This is a genomic window from Proteus sp. ZN5, from assembly GCF_011046025.1.
GTDB lineage: Bacteria > Pseudomonadota > Gammaproteobacteria > Enterobacterales > Enterobacteriaceae > Proteus.
This window is the reverse complement of sequence record NZ_CP047639.1, coordinates 1,857,655-1,874,901: the sequence shown is the minus strand read 5'-3', so window position 1 is coordinate 1,874,901 and position 17,247 is coordinate 1,857,655. Positions and strand designations below refer to the sequence as shown.

At 37.9% G+C, this 17,247-nt stretch carries 14 protein-coding genes; 6 read left to right on the top strand and 8 right to left on the bottom strand.

Annotated elements, in window-relative coordinates:
* Positions 1-34: 34 nt before the first annotated feature.
* The 5 genes from lpdA to ampD form a co-directional block, all read right to left on the bottom strand.
* A complete protein-coding gene (gene lpdA / locus GTK47_RS08575) occupies positions 35-1,462 on the bottom strand; it encodes a dihydrolipoyl dehydrogenase (protein WP_075670832.1) in 1,428 nt (475 codons plus the stop codon).
* Between the two features lie 200 nt (positions 1,463-1,662).
* A complete protein-coding gene (gene aceF, locus GTK47_RS08570; RefSeq protein WP_165122776.1) occupies positions 1,663-3,528 on the bottom strand; it encodes a pyruvate dehydrogenase complex dihydrolipoyllysine-residue acetyltransferase in 1,866 nt (621 codons plus the stop codon).
* A 12-nt stretch (positions 3,529-3,540) separates the two neighbouring features.
* Positions 3,541-6,207, bottom strand: a complete 2,667-nt coding sequence (aceE, locus tag GTK47_RS08565; protein ID WP_165122775.1) for a pyruvate dehydrogenase (acetyl-transferring), homodimeric type — start codon at positions 6,205-6,207, stop codon at positions 3,541-3,543.
* A 163-nt stretch (positions 6,208-6,370) separates the two neighbouring features.
* Positions 6,371-7,141, bottom strand: coding sequence for a pyruvate dehydrogenase complex transcriptional repressor PdhR (gene pdhR, locus GTK47_RS08560; protein WP_165122774.1), 771 nt, complete (start codon positions 7,139-7,141; stop codon positions 6,371-6,373).
* Between the two features lie 274 nt (positions 7,142-7,415).
* Positions 7,416-8,009: a 1,6-anhydro-N-acetylmuramyl-L-alanine amidase AmpD gene (gene ampD / locus GTK47_RS08555; RefSeq protein ID WP_165122773.1), complete on the bottom strand. Its 594-nt coding sequence runs from the start codon at positions 8,007-8,009 to the stop codon at positions 7,416-7,418.
* A gap of 211 nt (positions 8,010-8,220) precedes the next feature.
* Here ampD and ppdD point away from each other — a divergent pair, with 211 nt between their 5' ends.
* The 6 genes from ppdD (at position 8,221) to yacG (ending at position 12,930) form a co-directional block, all read left to right on the top strand.
* On the top strand, positions 8,221-8,664 hold the full coding sequence (ppdD, locus tag GTK47_RS08550) for a prepilin peptidase-dependent pilin (protein WP_165122772.1): 444 nt from the start codon (positions 8,221-8,223) through the stop codon (positions 8,662-8,664).
* Between the two features lie 99 nt (positions 8,665-8,763).
* The gene (locus GTK47_RS08545) at positions 8,764-9,864 is read left to right on the top strand and encodes an ATPase, T2SS/T4P/T4SS family (protein WP_165122771.1); all 1,101 of its coding nucleotides are present in this window, start codon (positions 8,764-8,766) and stop codon (positions 9,862-9,864) included.
* On the top strand, positions 9,861-11,060 hold the full coding sequence (locus GTK47_RS08540) for a type II secretion system F family protein (protein WP_165122770.1): 1,200 nt from the start codon (positions 9,861-9,863) through the stop codon (positions 11,058-11,060). The genes GTK47_RS08545 and GTK47_RS08540 overlap by 4 nt, the downstream gene beginning before the upstream one ends.
* A 234-nt stretch (positions 11,061-11,294) precedes the next feature.
* A complete protein-coding gene (gene coaE, locus GTK47_RS08535) occupies positions 11,295-11,918 on the top strand; it encodes a dephospho-CoA kinase (protein ID WP_165122769.1) in 624 nt (207 codons plus the stop codon).
* Complete coding sequence (gene zapD / locus GTK47_RS08530) at positions 11,911-12,663, top strand: cell division protein ZapD (protein ID WP_102949476.1); 753 nt, start codon at positions 11,911-11,913, stop codon at positions 12,661-12,663. The genes coaE and zapD overlap by 8 nt, the downstream gene beginning before the upstream one ends.
* A gap of 54 nt (positions 12,664-12,717) precedes the next feature.
* On the top strand, positions 12,718-12,930 hold the full coding sequence (yacG, locus tag GTK47_RS08525; protein ID WP_088494938.1) for a DNA gyrase inhibitor YacG: 213 nt from the start codon (positions 12,718-12,720) through the stop codon (positions 12,928-12,930).
* 86 nt (positions 12,931-13,016) lie between these two features.
* Here yacG and mutT read toward each other — a convergent pair whose 3' ends face one another.
* From mutT to GTK47_RS08510, 3 genes are all read right to left on the bottom strand, one after another.
* Positions 13,017-13,412 (bottom strand): 8-oxo-dGTP diphosphatase MutT, encoded by a 396-nt coding sequence (mutT, locus tag GTK47_RS08520; RefSeq protein WP_165122768.1) that lies wholly within the window; start codon positions 13,410-13,412, stop codon positions 13,017-13,019.
* 103 nt (positions 13,413-13,515) lie between these two features.
* Positions 13,516-14,766: an aromatic amino acid transporter gene (locus GTK47_RS08515; RefSeq protein ID WP_165122767.1), complete on the bottom strand. Its 1,251-nt coding sequence runs from the start codon at positions 14,764-14,766 to the stop codon at positions 13,516-13,518.
* Positions 14,767-14,838: 72 nt separating this feature from the next.
* A complete protein-coding gene (locus GTK47_RS08510; protein WP_023581506.1) occupies positions 14,839-16,242 on the bottom strand; it encodes a tryptophanase in 1,404 nt (467 codons plus the stop codon).
* Positions 16,243-17,247: the final 1,005 nt, after the last annotated feature.

Below are 17,247 nucleotides of genomic sequence, written 5' to 3'. Positions count from 1 at the left end.
TTTTCAGCAAAGCTGTTTTCAGTAAACAAGTCGCTTATTTTTTCTTTTTCGCTTTTGGATTTGGCAGGTCAGTGATACTACCTTCAAATACTTCCGCAGCCATACCGATTGATTCGTATAACGTTGGGTGAGCGTGGATAGTTAATGCGATATCTTCAGCATCACAACCCATTTCGATTGCCAGACCGATTTCACCTAACAGTTCACCACCGTTAGAACCAACAATTGCACCACCGATAACACGGTTAGTTTCTTTGTCGAAAATCAGTTTAGTCATACCATCTGCACAATCTGATGCGATTGCACGGCCTGATGCTGCCCAAGGGAAAGAAGCTACTTCATAGCTAACGCCTTTCTCTTTCGCTTCTTTTTCCGTCATACCAACCCATGCAACTTCTGGTTCAGTATAAGCGATTGATGGAATAACTTTAGGATCGAAGTAATGTTTCTTACCAGAGATAACTTCTGCTGCAACGTGACCTTCATGGACACCTTTGTGAGCCAGCATTGGTTGACCAACGATGTCACCGATAGCAAAGATGTGAGGTACATTAGTACGCATTTGTTTATCAACATGGATAAAGCCACGATCATCAACTTCGATACCTGCTTTACCTGCGTCTAACAGTTTACCGTTAGGTACACGACCGATAGCAACTAATACTGCATCGTAACGTTGTGGTTCTGCTGGGGCTTTTTTGCCTTCCATTGTTACGTAGATGCCATCTTCTTTTGCTTCAACCGCAGTTACTTTGGTTTCTAACATCAGGTTAAATTTCTTGCTGATACGTTTGGTAAATACTTTAACCACGTCTTTATCAGCAGCAGGAATAACCTGATCAAACATTTCAACTACGTCAATCTGAGAACCCAGAGAGTGATAAACCGTACCCATTTCCAGACCAATGATACCGCCACCCATAACCAGTAAACGCTCTGGTACAGTTTTCAGTTGCAGTGCATCTGTTGAGTCCCATACACGTGGGTCTTCATGTGGAATGAATGGTAATTCGATTGGACGTGAGCCGGCAGCAACGATTGCATTATCAAAAGTGATGGTAGTTGTACCTTCAGCACCTTCAACAGACAATGTGTGAGAACCAGTGAATCGTGCTTCGCCATTAACGACAGTAACTTTACGGCCTTTAGCCATGCCAGCTAAGCCACCCGTTAACTGAGAAATAACTTTATCTTTCCAGATGCGAATTTTGTCGATATCTGTTTTTGGTGCGTCAAATACAACACCGTGTTCAGATAATGCTTTCGCTTCTTCGATAACTTTAGCAACGTGGAGTAACGCTTTAGAAGGGATACAACCCACGTTCAGACAAACACCACCTAAAGTAGAGTGGCGTTCTACTAAAACTGTTTCTAAACCTAAGTCAGCGCAACGGAACGCCGCGGAATAACCCGCAGGGCCTGCACCCAGAACCACTACCTGTGCTTTAATTTCAGTACTCATCGTGACCTCATTATTTATTTGTCCGGCGAGTCAGACGATAATCCATATTTAACACCGAGACTTACATACCGCATGCAGTTTACAGAAATGTTAATAAACTGAAAAGCGCTCTAACATGACGGATCTCACAACCTAAGATGTATGACTGTAAACTCCATCACTGTAATCAGAGAAACCGGCGCTAAGCACCGGTTTTAAAATTACATTACCAAACGACGTAAATCACTCATGTACTGATTAATCAGAGTGATGAATCGAGCACCGTCAGCACCATCGATCACACGGTGATCGAAAGATAATGACATTGGTAAAATCAAGCGTGGTACGAATTCTTTACCGTTCCATACTGGCTTCATAGATGAACGGGAAAGTCCCATAATCGCAACTTCTGGTGCGTTAACGATTGGTGCAAAACCGGTAGTACCGATACCACCAAGGCTAGAAATAGTGAAGCATCCGCCTTGCATATCTGCTGCTGTCAGTTTACCTGCACGTGCTTTCTTAGAAACTTCAGCTAACTCATAAGACAGTTCGATAATGCCTTTTTTGTTAACATCTTTGAAAACAGGAACAACAAGACCGTTCGGTGTATCTACAGCAATACCGATATTGATGTATTTTTTCAGGATCAGTTTTTGTCCATCTTCAGAGATAGAGCTGTTAAAGCGTGGCATATCTGCCAGTGCTTTCGCGGCTGCTTTCATTACGAAGACTAACGGAGTGATCTTAACATCCAGTTTTTTCTTCTCTGCTTCTTTATTTTGCTGTTTACGGAATTCTTCAACCTCAGTGATATCTGCTTCATCAAACAGATTTACGTGAGGGATCATCACCCAGTTACGGCTTAAGTTAGCACCAGAGATTTTCTGGATACGGCTTAATTCAACTTCTTCAATTTCACCAAATTTGCTGAAGTCAACTTTCGGCCAAGGTAACATGCCTGGTAATCCACCACCTGCGTTAGCTGGTGCTGATTCAGCACGTTTAATTAACTCTTTCACGTAAGACTGAACGTCTTCACGTAAGATACGACCTTTACGACCTGTACCTTTTACTTTCGCTAAATTCACACCGAATTCACGCGCTAAGCGACGAATAACAGGTGTTGCATGAACGTAAGCATCATTTTCAACAAACTCTTCTTTCGATGCTGGCGCAGTCGCTTGTGCTTTAGCTGGTGCTGCCGGAGCAGAACTTGCTGGCGCTGGCGCGGCTGCCGCTGGTGCTTGAGCAACAGGTGCTGCACCGGCAACTTCGAAAGTCATGATCAGTGAGCCAGTTTTCACTTTGTCGCCCACTGCAATTTTGATCTCTTTAACCACACCAGCAAATGGTGCTGGAACTTCCATAGAAGCTTTGTCACCTTCAACAGTGATCAGTGATTGTTCTTCAGAGATGGAATCACCTACTTTCACCATCACTTCAGTCACTTCAACTTCGTCACCGCCGATATCTGGAACATTCACTTCTTTCACAGCAGATGCTGCTGGCGCAGATGCCGCAGGTGCTGGTGCTGCTTGAGCAACAGGTGCGCTACCTGCAACTTCAAATACCATGATAAGAGAGCCTGTGCTCACTTTATCACCTGTTGCAATTTTAATTTCTTTCACTACGCCAGCAAATGGTGCTGGAACTTCCATTGAAGCTTTATCGCCTTCAACAGTAATCAGTGATTGTTCTTCAGCAACGCTATCGCCCACTTTTACCATTACTTCAGTAACTTCAACTTCGTCACCGCCGATATCTGGAACGTGAACTTCTTTCAGTGCAGCTGTTGCAGGCGCTGCTGCTGGTGCAGGTGCTGCGGCTTGAGCTGGTGCTGCTTGCGCGGCACCTTCTGCTTCAAAAATCATGATAAGAGAACCCGTTTGGACTTTGTCGCCCACGGCAATTTTAATCTCTTTAACCACACCCGCTTGTGGTGATGGAACTTCCATAGAAGCTTTGTCGCCTTCTACAGTGATTAAGGATTGTTCTTCCTCAATGCGGTCGCCCACTTTCACCATCACTTCGGTGACTTCAACTTCATCAGCACCGATATCTGGGACTTTAATTTCAATAGACATTCACTTTACCTCTTACGCCAGACGTGGGTTTACTTTTTCAGGGTTAATGTTGTATTTTTTGATTGCTTCTTCAACAACCTTCACATCAATCTCACCACGTTTAGCTAATTCACCTAATGCAGCAACAATCACATAAGAAGTATCAACTTCAAAGTGGTGACGCAGGTTTTCACGGCTATCAGAACGACCGAAACCATCTGTACCTAATACGCGGTAATCATCAGCTGGCACATAAGTACGAACTTGTTCAGCGAACAGTTTCATGTAGTCAGTAGACGCAACGGCTGGCGCATCATTCATAATTTGAGCGATGTAAGGTACGCGAGGTGCTTCAGATGGATGTAGCATGTTCCAACGTTCACAATCTTGACCATCACGCGCCAATTCAGTGAATGAAGTTACGCTATACACATCAGAACCAATACCGTATTCAGCAGACAGGATTTGTGCTGCTTCACGAACGTGACGCAGAATAGAACCTGAACCCAGTAACTGAACTTTACCTTTCGCGCCTTCCAGTGATTCCAGTTTATAGATACCTTTACGGATACCTTCTTCAACACCGGCTGGCATTGCTGGCATATGGTAGTTTTCGTTCAGTGTAGTGATGTAGTAATAAACGTTTTCTTGTTTATCACCATACATACGCTCTAAACCATCTTGCATGATAACAGCAACTTCATAAGCGAATGCTGGATCATAAGAGATACAGTTAGGAATAGTCAGCGATTGAATATGGCTATGGCCATCTTCGTGCTGTAAACCTTCACCATTAAGTGTTGTACGACCTGAAGTACCACCGACTAAGAAACCACGTGCTTGTTGGTCGCCCGCAGCCCAGCATAAGTCGCCAATACGTTGGAAACCAAACATTGAGTAGTAGATATAGAATGGGATCATTGGCAGATTGTTAGTGCTGTAAGATGTTGCAGCCGCTAACCAAGATGCGCCAGCACCCAGTTCGTTGATACCTTCTTGCAGAATTTGGCCTTTAACGTCTTCTTTATAGTAAGCAACTTGCTCACGGTCTTGAGGCGTATATTGTTGGCCATTCGGGCTATAAATACCGATTTGACGGAACAGACCTTCCATACCGAAAGTACGAGCTTCGTCCGCAATAATTGGAACTAAACGATCTTTGATAGATTTGTTTTTCAACATTACATTCAGAGCACGAACGAATGCGATAGTTGTTGAAATCTCTTTAGATTGTTCTTCCAGTAATTGGCTGAAATCTTCCAGTGCTGGGATCTCCAGTTTTTCTTCAAAACGTGGACGACGAGCTGGCAGGTAACCACCTAAATCCTGACGACGTGCGTGCAGGTATTTATATTCTTCTGAGTCTTTATCAAAAGTAATATAAGGCAGGTCTTTGATTTGCTCATCAGCAACAGGAATACTGAAACGATCACGGAAATGGTGAACGCCATCCATGTTCATTTTCTTAACTTGGTGAGCAATATTTTTACCTTCTGCCGTTTCACCCATACCATAACCTTTGATGGTTTGAGCTAAAATAACAGTTGGTTGATTTTGAGTGTCTTTTGCTTTTTGGAATGCAGCAAAGACTTTCTTCGGATCGTGACCACCACGGTTTAATGCCCAGATTTCATCATCAGTCATATCTTTAACTAATGCAGCTGTTTCTGGGTAACGATTGAAGAAGTGCTCACGAACATAAGCGCCGTCACGAGATTTAAATGTCTGGTAGTCACCATCCAGAGTTTCATTCATTAATTGAATGAGTTTACCTGAAGTGTCTTTACGCAGAAGCTCATCCCAACGATCGCCCCACATTACTTTGATAACGTTCCAGCCAGCACCTGCAAAGATACCTTCTAATTCGTTAACAATTTTGCCGTTACCTGTAACTGGGCCATCAAGACGCTGTAAGTTACAGTTAATCACGAAGCACAGGTTGTCTAATTTTTCGCGAACTGCGATGGTGATAGCGCCTTTAGATTCTGGCTCGTCCATCTCGCCATCGCCTAAGAACGCATAAACAGTTTGTTTAGTCGTATCTTTTAAGCCACGGTGATTCAAATATTTCAGGAATTTAGCTTGGTAAATTGCAGATAGTGGTCCCAGACCCATAGAAACTGTTGGGAACTGCCAGAATTCAGGCATTAATTTAGGGTGCGGATAAGAAGATAAACCTTTACCACCAATCTCTTGACGGAAATTGTTTAATTGTTCTTCAGTTAAACGACCTTCTAAGAATGCACGAGCGTAGATACCTGGGGAGATATGGCCTTGGAAGTAAACCAAGTCACCGCCATCAGTTTCATTTTGCGCACGGAAGAAGTGGTTAAAGCACACTTCATATAAAGTTGCAGAAGATTGGAATGACGCCATGTGTCCGCCGAGTTCCAAATCTTTTTTGGATGCACGCAGAACCATCATTACTGCGTTCCAGCGAATAGCAGAACGAATACGACGCTCTAATTCCAGATTGCCAGGGTAAGCGGGTTCATCTTCAGCAGGAATGGTATTGATATAATCACTGTGTACAGAACCGCCTAAAGCGATATTAAGACCACCATTACGGGCTTGTTTTAATACCTGATCAATCAGGAACTGTGCACGCTCAACACCTTCTTCACGGATGACCGAGTCGATCGCTTGTAACCAGTCGCGAGTTTCGATCGGATCCACGTCATTTTTCAGCATATCTGACATGGTGTATTCCTTATCTGTTATCTGTTTTTAATGGTTATGGGAGCCTATCTTCCCGTTATACCCATCTGATATGACGGGAAGATAGGCCCTGCTGTTATTACCGCTTCCCCTGAAAATCACAGGGCGATAGGTAGTACAGATTCAGCGGTCAGGATCTGTGCTACTAAAATAAATCAGGATGTTGTTGTAGCCGGCGCAGAGAGCGCTCACGGCGAGTATGTTCACGACTCATATCCAACAAAACATCTTCAATAAAGGCCAAATGGCGATGTGATGCTTCACGCGCAACTTCTGGCTCTCTATTAATAATAGCCTGATAAATCTGACTACGATGCTCACTTACTGCGGTTAACATCTCTTTACGAGTGTAAAGAAACTCAAAATTCTGGCGGATATTTTGCTCAAGCATTGGCACCATGCATCGTAATAGATGCAATAAAACGACATTATGAGCAGCTTCCGTGACAATCAATTGATATTGCAATACAGCTTCAGACTCAGCGGCTAAATCACCCTTTTCATGGGCTTTCAAAATGCAATCATGGCTAGCTTTGATACGATCAAGATCTTCATCAGTACCACGTAATGCAGCGTAATACGCGGCAATACCTTCAAGTGCATGACGAGTTTCTAAAAGATCAAATTGAGATTCGGGATGTCCGCTAAGCAGTTGAGCTAAAGGATCACTAAAACTTTGCCAGAGATTATGCTGAACAAAAGTACCACCGCCTTGGCGACGGAGTAAAAAGCCTTTAGCTTCTAATTTTTGGATAGCTTCACGCAATGAAGGGCGAGATACATCAAATTGCTTCGCCAGCTCACGCTCAGGTAAGAGTTTTTCTCCCGGGCGCAGAGTACCTTCTAAAATCAGATGCTCAAGCTGTTGCTCAATAACATCAGAAAGCTTAGGTTGGCGGATTTTTGTATAAGCCATATTGCTCGAAACCATTATTGGATAACTATTACCTTAGTGATTGAGTTGTCAATTGGTAATACCAATTTAATATAACGGATAATAAAGTAACAAAGTATTCACTAACTGTCCATACAGTTGTTGAGCGAAATCATAAAAACCTGCAAATTTTAACAAATTATTTTAAAAATTCATCAAAAGTGATAACCAGATCGCATTATCTAGAAACGTTAAAAATAAATTTTTTAACGTTTTTTAAACACATAAACAGTCAAACTGAAGCGAGACAGCAATATTATTTTGAATTTAAATTCAAAATAAGTGAGTTAAAACTCAATTTTGTTGGTTGTTCTGTTAACAAACTGCGGTAATAAGCCCAATCAAAGTGAGGCCCCGGATCGGTCTTTCTATTTGGTGCAACATCACTATGCCCAGTAATGTTTTCTTTAATGGCTGGATAAAGAGCAATAAGCGATTGAGTTATCTTCACTAATTGTTGATATTGCTGTTGGGTAAAATCGCACTCATCAGTACCTTCAAGCTCAATACCGATTGAGAAATCATTGCATTTTTCTCTGCCTTTATATAGAGAAACGCCAGCATGCCACGCTCTTTCAGTAAAAGGCACATATTGCACAATTTCTCCATCCCGACGAATAAGACAATGAGCCGATACTCTTAAGTTAACAATCTCACTAAAAAAAGGATGATCTTGCTCTGATAATGTATTGGTAAAAAGCTGGTCAATATAAGGCCCACCAAATTGCCCTGGAGGCAAACTGATATTATGAACAATTAATAAAGAAGGAAGCTCACCTTCAGGTCTTTTATCATGATTAGGTGAAGGAACCCGTCTAGCATCGATTAGCCAACCCTGTTTAATTTCCACATCAACCCTCTTTTATTTTGTTTTAGCCATTATCAATAACTTTATTAACCCATACTCATCAATAAATGCGAACTTTCCCTCAATAATAAAGGTTTAATATGTATATCTCCTTTTTCTTTTCGATATTTTACTCAAACTTTATTTTATCTATTCGCCAATAAAGTCCTTTTTTTTCATACTTCTAGTGTCTATTACTCAAGGAGGACGCTAGATGAATGTACTTAATTATCACTCTAATGAAAATGGTTTTACCCTTATGGAGCTTATGATTGTGATTGCTATCATCTCAATTTTAAGCTCAGTAGCTATTCCCGCCTATCAAGGCTATATCCAAAAAGCCGCATTAACCGACGTATTGCAAACGCTATCACCTTATCGTTCTGGGGTAGAATTATGCCGTTATGAAAACGAACCTCAACACTGTAGTTCTGATTCAACCTTTATACCGCAACAATTTCGTAGTCGATATTTATCCGATATAAATGTGTTACACGGCGTGATTAGTGCAACAGGGAAAGCTCAGCTTGATGGTTTGACAATCACAATGTCGTCAGAGAAAGGAATTAACGACCTTATTCCAGTTTGGAAAACACAATGTTTGGCAACAAATCTTGCGTTGCAAAAACAATGCAGTGAGATTTTAAAATCATATTAGGGCTTTTATATAAAGGAGCATTCATCTTGAGTGTTCCTATTACTCACTTTAAATATTAAAGACAACACAGATAAGTCAGAATGTATAAAGAGGTGAAGAATGGATATCACACACTCTGCAACAGAATTTATTGAGCATCTATTACGTGAAAGTATTTTAAAACGAGTCTCTGATTTACATATAGAGCCACAGCAAATCAGTGTAAGAATTCGAGCCAGAATAGATAACCATTTATATCTATTTTCATCACCTCCTGATGAATTCTCTGAAGAAATAGTGACTCGTTTAAAGGTACTCGCTAACTTAAATATTGCAGAAAAGCGGTTACCTCAAGATGGGCAGTTTAATTGGTCTTATCATGAAAAAAACTATTCAATACGAATTGCAACACTTCCCACACTGTATGGTGAAAAAGTGGTTTTGCGGCTTATCAATAATTTACAACAACCAGAATTAAATCATCTGGGCTTTCAACCTTCGCACTTAACACTATTAAAAAAGTATTTAGATTTGCCACAAGGAATGATTTTAGTCACTGGACCAACAGGAAGTGGAAAAACACTCACTCTATATAGTTGTTTACATTATTTAAATAGAGAAAACCTAAATATAAGTAGTGTTGAAGATCCGGTTGAATTACCTCTAAAGGGTATTAATCAGATCCAAATTTCCGAAAAATCAGGGATCTCATTCACAACAATATTACGGGCATTACTACGCCAAGATCCTGACATTATTATGGTAGGTGAAATACGTGATCAATCTACCGCTGAAATGGCAATAAAAGCAGCACAAACAGGACATCTTGTATTATCAACCTTACATACTAATTCGGCTTCATCTACATTAATGCGTCTATATAACTTAGGAATTGAAAAAGATCTTATTCACTCCTGTGTTAGCTTAATTATTTCACAACGATTAGTTCGTTGTTTATGTCCACACTGTAAAATATGCCTACCCAATAAACAGCATATAAATATAAATAAAGAAATAGTCGAACTACCAAATTGGCAAGCAGTTGGTTGCCAGCAATGCTGTTCAGGCTATAACGGAAGAACGGCTATTTATGACTGCTTTGAACCCTTAAAACAAACATACTCCCCCCCTTATCACTTACTCTATTCCGGCTTTTCATTAATTAAACAAGGAATAACGACACTTGAGGAGGTATATCAAACACTAGGAGATATTGAATGAGATTACAGCTAATTTATCGTTATGATGCATTAACTTATCAAGGAGAATGGTGCACTGGAAAAATACTAGCATCCTCGAATAACGAGGCTTTTATTAAACTAACACAACAACAAAAACTCCCCATAAAAATACATTTATTCAAAATTGTTTTATTTCAAGATACTGATAAGCAATATCGAATTCAATTATTCGAACAATTAGCTTTATTACTTCATTCAGGTTTAGCACTTCTTCCAGCATTAACATTATTAAAAGATGAATGTCGTTACTCACATTGGCAATGCGTATTAGAAGATATCATTTTCAACTTAATGCAAGGAGGTTCTCTTTCCAAACAATTAACTCGCTATCCACTTTATTTCCCAATTGCACTGAGTCGCTTTATTTTTATTGGTGAAGAAAGTGGAAAGTTAGATGAAGTTATTACGCTTCAAATAATACAATTAAAGAAACATCGAGAGATTGTTAAAAAAATCAAAAAAGCCTTTAAATACCCAACCTTTTTACTCACTGTATTGACTTTTATTACCAGTATTATGTTGCTCTATGTCTTACCTGAATATCAGTCTTTATACAGCGCCTTTAATACAGAACTTCCTACTTTAACACTCACCTTAATTGCTTTTTCGCAATGGCTTACTGATTATATCAGTATGATAGTGTTTATCTTTATAGGATTAATAGTTGCTTATCGCTCAATTCGACACTATTTTTCACTATTGTATTTTATTGAACAAACCTTTTTTCTTCATATTCCTTATTTAGGTAAGTTTTTAAAGTACCAGCAATTACACTTTATTTTTCAGATAATAAGTATTACACAACAAGCCGGATTACCTTTATTACAAGGTTTAAAAATAGGAATAGAACAACTTACACACCCCATTTATAAGCAAGTGCTTTCTCAAATGAGCGACCATATTATGCAAGGTAAGTCATTAAGCTTATTTATGAAAAATGAACCTCTTTTTACGCCTATTTGTTATCAATTTATCCTTTGTGCAGAAAACTCGGGGCAGTTGCTCTATTTTTGTCAGAAATTAAGTGATTGGTTTTATCATCAACTCGATGAGCAATTAAATACCATTAGTGCTTGGTTAGAGCCAATACTGATGACGGTCATTGCATTGATTATTGGCACATTAATCATTGCTATGTATCTTCCTATATTACAGTTAGGTGATACTATACAGTGAATCACAAATTTTATGAGTAACATGCTGTTACTATGTGTTGCACTAACTTATTGATTGATGGTAATTCTATTACACATTATGAGGTAGGATGTCAGGGTAGCAGAAAATCATCTATCATAATAACCGAATAAAACCCAAATATTGCGGTTATTATCTTGTGATAAAAACAAAATTAGCCTTTAGAATACCTAGACTAATAGTAAATTTTAATTCATTAAAAACAGATAAACACAAATGGCTTATACGGTTGCTCTTACAGGCGGAATAGGCAGCGGTAAAACTACCGTTGCTAATGCTTTTGCCTCATTAGGTGTACCACTTGTCGATGCTGACGTTATTGCTCGATTAGTGGTAGAGCCTCAATCTTTAGGATTAAATGCATTACATCAACACTTTGGTGACTGCATTTTGTTACCCGATGGCTCATTAAATCGAGCACAGTTACGCCAGATTATTTTTGAAAATAATGAAGAAAAAACTTGGGTTAACAATCTTCTTCACCCATTGATACAGCAAGAGACTCAAAGACAAATACAGCAAATTAAAGCACCCTACTTTATTTGGGTTGTTCCATTATTAATTGAAAATAAATTAACGCATCTCGCCTCTCGTGTCCTTGTTGTCGATGTTACACAAGAAGAACAAATAGAAAGAACCATAAAACGAGATGGCGTAAGTCGAGAGCAAGTTCTCAATATTTTAAAAGCTCAAGCTCAAAGACAAGAACGATTAGCCGTCGCTGATGATATTATTGAAAATTACGATAATAGCCAAAATATGATTGGAAAAGTTAAGCAACTCCATCAGCATTACTTAGAATTAGCTCAACAAGCGTTACAGGACAATTGCCATGAGTGATGACATCACAACAATCATCTTCGAACATCCCCTCAATGAAAAAATGCGTTCATGGCTTAGAATTGAAAACTCATTGATTCAAATTAACAGTTTTCGTGCAATTGATTCATTACCCACAGCACTCTCATTTTTCCGTGCGATATCAGAATTTATTGAAGTCCTTGATCGTGGTGAAATTCGTGCTGAATTACTTAAAGAATTAGAAAAAAGACAAAAAAAATTACAGCAATGGCTTTCATTTCCTAATGTTGATAAAGCGATTGTCACTCAGATTATTGATGAACTAGCTGAAAATGCAGCTGTATTAAGTAAAGCACCTCGCATTGGTCAGCATTTAAAACAAGATAAAGTTATTAGTTTAGTCAAGCAGCGTCTAAGTATTCCCGGTGGATGCTGTAACTTTGATGTGCCTGCATTACATTTATGGTTAAGCTTACCTCAAGCAACTCGTGATGAGAGATTACAAAGCTGGCTGACGGGTTTATTACCATTACAAAATGCATTAAATAGTTTGCTCATGCTTATTCGCCAATCAGATACATTTAAGCCAGCTCTTAGTCACCGTGGTTTTTACCAAGACAGTGCTGAAGAAGGTGAATTGCTACGTCTTAAGATAGCCATTGATCACCAAATCTATCCTCAAGTTTCAGGACATAAAAATCGCTATGCGATCCGCTTTTTACCACTTGATAGCGAAAATGGAACCGTACCTCTAGAGCTACCTTTTGAGATCGCTTGTTGCTAACATTATGTTTATTGATATGAGCATAAATAGCACCAATGAAATCTAGGAGAGATAATGAGCGAAGAATTAATTGTAAAATGTCCAACCTGTCAAACAGAAGTTGTTTGGAATGAAAGTAGCCCTTATCGCCCTTTTTGTAGTAAACGTTGCCAACTTATTGATTTAGGCGAATGGGCAGATGAATCAAAACGCATTCCAAGCCAAAGCGATATTAATGACAGCGATGATTGGAGTGAAGCGCCACAACAAGAGCCTAAAGACTTTTAATACGCCAATCCTGAACATAAAAAATAGCCACTCGGCTGAGTGGCTATTTTATTTATAGGTGCTTATTTGGCGCTATTCTACTTTGCTTACTTTTGTAATAACGCCACAATAGTGCGGTTAGCGGGCGGAAAATCATCAGCATTTAACGATCCCATCGATGTCCACTTGAATTCTTGCCCTTCTTTACCATAGGGCTCATTATCCCATTCCGTGACTAAGAAAAAGGATAAGGTAATGTGTCTATCTGGAAAATCATGCTCTACTGTTTCAAAAAGTGAGCATTGCGTTACATCAATACCGATTTCTTCTTGTAACTCACGTACTAACGCCTGCTCAGGAGTCTCTTTATCTTCTAATTTTCCTCCCGGAAATTCCCAAAATCCCCCCATATGTGATTTTAGAGGGCGTTGGGTGATAAAGACATTATTGTGTTGATCACAAATAATACCCGCAGCAATATGTAGCTTCTTTTTATCCTTCATAGACAACCTATTGAATAGTCACGTTATTATAACAACTTAGCGATATTATAACGTATATCCAACGGCGCTACTCTGGTTTTCTTTCCCTGACTATCTCGATTAATTAGCGATAAATAGGTAAGAAACCGAACTGTGCTAATGTTTGGCAAATAATCCCTACTGCACCAAAAGCGATAACAGCATAAATTAACCCTTTGCCTCCCCACACTTTAAAGCCTGAGTTTGGAAATTTCTCGCGTGCTTTCAGTGCCATAACCGCAGGACAAATAATTGCCCATACACACGCCGCGGTTCCTGCATAAGCAATCGCAATTAAGAAACCATTAGGGAAAAGTAAACATAATAGTAATGGCGGCGTAAAACATAAAACGCCAGATTTTAAGCGACCTGTTTTGTTATCTTCAAATTTTAGTGATGCTAAAATATAGTCGAATAGACCAATCGCCACCCCTAAAAATGAACAGAATACGGCACTAATAGAAAACCATAATAAAAATCCTTCAATATATTTACTATTTAATACAGTATATAAAGAATCAATAAAGGCATCTAAGTTACCGCCCTTTTGGATAATTGTAATAAATTGCTCACGAGGTAAATTTCCCATCGTACCAATCATCCAAAGTAAATAAATTACTAGAGCTAAAACACAACCAATCACACAACTTTTAACAACCTTTTTTTCATTTTCATGATAGAGCTTATAAAGGCTACAAACATTACCATGATAACCAAAAGAGGTGATAGCATAAGGAATAATGATAAAAATAAAAGGATAAAGATATAATTGGCTTTTACCTTCAAAGGTTGCTGTAAATAATAAATCACCTCTCGCTTTAAAGAATAATCCCGAGAATGCCAATACGAATAAAACAATCTTAATAAATAAAAATATTGAGGTTAAACGACTGGCGCAAGCGCCACCCCACCATATTGTTGCTCCGAGCACTATGGTAAATACAAAGAATATCACTCTAAGGTTTAAATTAAGACCATATAAAGACGAAGCTTCATAAATGATCGAACCTGCAGCAGAGATATAAGCATAAATTAATATATATAATACAAATATCAAAGACGCATTCGCAAGATAACACGCCCATTTAGGTAATAACTCTTTCGATATATGAAAGTAGTTTGTTCCTGCGCCATATTTAGATATACATTCAAGAATATAAATTCCAGAATGAAACATAAAGAAACAGACAATAAATAATATAAAGAGTGAGTTAATAAACCAAGCGCCAGACATTATTGTTGGTAGGCTAAACATTCCCGCACCGATCATGGCGCCGCCCAACACAAATCCCCCTACAATAATTGAGGGTTCTTTATTTACCGACTTATTTTCCATTTTTTAGTCCTTACTGAAATAAGGATAGGGCTCTCGCATTGCACGAGAGCCATTATTATTGTGGAGTATTATTTATTTGATAGGTTTTAATCTAGCAGTAAAGTGTCTTAATACAGGTGGTTCATATTCGAACTCAAGACCTTTAAGCGTTTTAAACTTATCTTTTAAGCCGATAAGTGCATCAGCAATATAATCCATATGGTCGTTGGTGTAGACACGACGTGCAATAGTTAAACGCATAAATTCCATATCTGCGTGTTTTTGCTCACCTGTTGCAGGATCACGACCGAGTAAGAACGAACCGATTTCAACAGCACGAACACCAGACTCTAAGTAAAGCGCGTTAATTACAGCTTGAGCTGGGAATTGATCGCCAGGGATATGCGGTACCAGTTTTTTACAGTCAACGAAAACAGCATGTCCGCCAGTAGGATATTGAATCGGAATGCCCGCTTCACGTAAACGATCACCCAGATATTGAACCTGACCAATACGATAGTGCAGATATTCTTCCTCAGTACCTTCCTCTAAGCCTTGAACCATTGCAGCCATGTCACGACCTGCTAAACCACCATAGGTAACAAAGCCTTCCATTGGTACACAGCGCTGTCTTGCTAATGTGAATACTTCTTCATTATCACGAATTGAGACTAGGCCGCCAATATTTAACAGTGGATCTTTCTTCGCTGACATTGTTAATGCATCAGCATATTTATACATATCTAAAATAATTTCTTTGATAGTCGCATTTTTATATTTAGGATCACGCTGTTTAATGAAATACGCATTTTCACAATAACGCGCTGAGTCCATAACAACAAAAATACCGTGTTGTTTTGCGATTTCGTAAACTTCTCTTAAATTGTCCATTGAAACAGGCTGACCACCAGCACTATTACAAGTCACTGTTGAAACAATGGCAACAACGTTATCAGCACCATGTTTAGCAATATTTTCTTTTAATTTAGCAATATCAAAATTGCCTTTCCAATCATCATAGGTTTCTGAATCAAACGCTTTCTCAGTAACAATATTAATTGCTTTACAGCCGTTTAATTCAACATGTGCTGCTGTTGTATCGAAATGGAAGTTAGAAATAAATACAGGATTTTTCGCTTTTCCATCTTTTTGTTTATATTTTAATAATACTGGGAAAAGAATATTTTCAGCACCACGACCTTGGTGAGCAGGAATAATATAATCGTAATTAAATAACTCTTTGGCTTTATCTTTTAAATCATAATAGTTTCTTGAACCCGCATAAGCCTCATCACCTGTTATCATTGCTGCCCACTGGTGATCACTCATTGCGTTAGTACCAGAGTCTGTTAATAAATCAATATAAACAGCATGACTTGGTAATAGGAATGGGTTATATCCTGCTTCTTTTAATGCGGCTTCACGTTCTTCTCTTGAAGGAACACGGATTTTTTCTACCATTTTAATACGGAATGGTTCTACGATTCTTTTAGCCATGATAATACCTTTAATATAAATTAAATAATAAAATTAGAATAAATAAAATAATCTCTCCATTTAAATTAAACGGAAAAAGAGTATTAAATTATTTGGAATGGATATAAAAAAGGATTATTTTTCAGGAAAGAAGAAGGCGAGTTCAGAATCAATATTAAACCATTTCTTCAATCTGAAGAAACCTCTTAATATTATCAAAACATTAAATGATGAGAACATACTTTAACCCTTATAGTCAGGAAATAGTACAATTTACATGCTAATTTATATAACAGTTAAACACAGTTAGTAATATAACAATAGTATATTTTGGACGATTATCACACTATTTATAATAAATAACATATTAACGTGATCACTATCACTTACCTTAATCTTTAATAAACTATTTTTTATTGTTTAAATTTTTATTGATAACACTAAGTGGTAATACATGTATTTACATTGCATTTTCACAAAATGAAAGTTGTATTTAAATAACCATACTTTTTATCATGATTAATAATTTAACAATAAAACTCTAATCTCTTTACTTTTCTTTTGCTCGTTTTATTCATTAAAATGAAATAATAATTCATGAAATATTTATTCCAGAATACAACTTTAACAAACTTATAAACAACAAATGAAAAGCTAATTAGCCTACTTCCTTTTCATATCTTCGAATCCTCTCTCATTATTTATCGCCTCTTTATAAAAAGTAAAAAAATTTAATTAACATAGCTAAATCGATGGTAAATTAAGCAAGGAGAAAAAATAACACAGAAGATTATAACCATGAAAATCAATACAATAGAAGCTATTTAAATGAATCATTTGTTTAAGTAATGCTATTTTAGACATCAATCATTTTAGTTATGTCGATATTTAATATTGAAAGGAATAGAAATTTATCTTTATTTCATCGATTTTTAATTTCTTTTCATATTGAGAGTACCCGGTATTTATTATTCTAAAATTAACGATAATATAAAAACATTAATTATTATCTTTCTATATTTAAGC

Excerpts from the sequence above, each read along its gene's own strand:
- pdhR (WP_165122774.1), bottom strand. The coding sequence starts at position 7,141 with ATGGCTTATACAAAAATCCGCCAACCTAAGCTTTCTGATGTTATTGAG.
- aceF (WP_165122776.1), bottom strand. The coding sequence starts at position 3,528 with ATGTCTATTGAAATTAAAGTCCCAGATATCGGTGCTGATGAAGTTGAA.
- GTK47_RS08515 (WP_165122767.1), bottom strand. The coding sequence starts at position 14,766 with ATGGAAAATAAGTCGGTAAATAAAGAACCCTCAATTATTGTAGGGGGA.
- GTK47_RS08510 (WP_023581506.1), bottom strand. The coding sequence starts at position 16,242 with ATGGCTAAAAGAATCGTAGAACCATTCCGTATTAAAATGGTAGAAAAA.
- mutT (WP_165122768.1), bottom strand. The coding sequence starts at position 13,412 with ATGAAGGATAAAAAGAAGCTACATATTGCTGCGGGTATTATTTGTGAT.
- GTK47_RS08545 (WP_165122771.1), top strand. The coding sequence starts at position 8,764 with ATGGATATCACACACTCTGCAACAGAATTTATTGAGCATCTATTACGT.
- zapD (WP_102949476.1), top strand. The coding sequence starts at position 11,911 with ATGAGTGATGACATCACAACAATCATCTTCGAACATCCCCTCAATGAA.
- GTK47_RS08540 (WP_165122770.1), top strand. The coding sequence starts at position 9,861 with ATGAGATTACAGCTAATTTATCGTTATGATGCATTAACTTATCAAGGA.
- yacG (WP_088494938.1), top strand. The coding sequence starts at position 12,718 with ATGAGCGAAGAATTAATTGTAAAATGTCCAACCTGTCAAACAGAAGTT.
- lpdA (WP_075670832.1), bottom strand. The coding sequence starts at position 1,462 with ATGAGTACTGAAATTAAAGCACAGGTAGTGGTTCTGGGTGCAGGCCCT.
- aceE (WP_165122775.1), bottom strand. The coding sequence starts at position 6,207 with ATGTCAGATATGCTGAAAAATGACGTGGATCCGATCGAAACTCGCGAC.
- coaE (WP_165122769.1), top strand. The coding sequence starts at position 11,295 with ATGGCTTATACGGTTGCTCTTACAGGCGGAATAGGCAGCGGTAAAACT.
- ppdD (WP_165122772.1), top strand. The coding sequence starts at position 8,221 with ATGAATGTACTTAATTATCACTCTAATGAAAATGGTTTTACCCTTATG.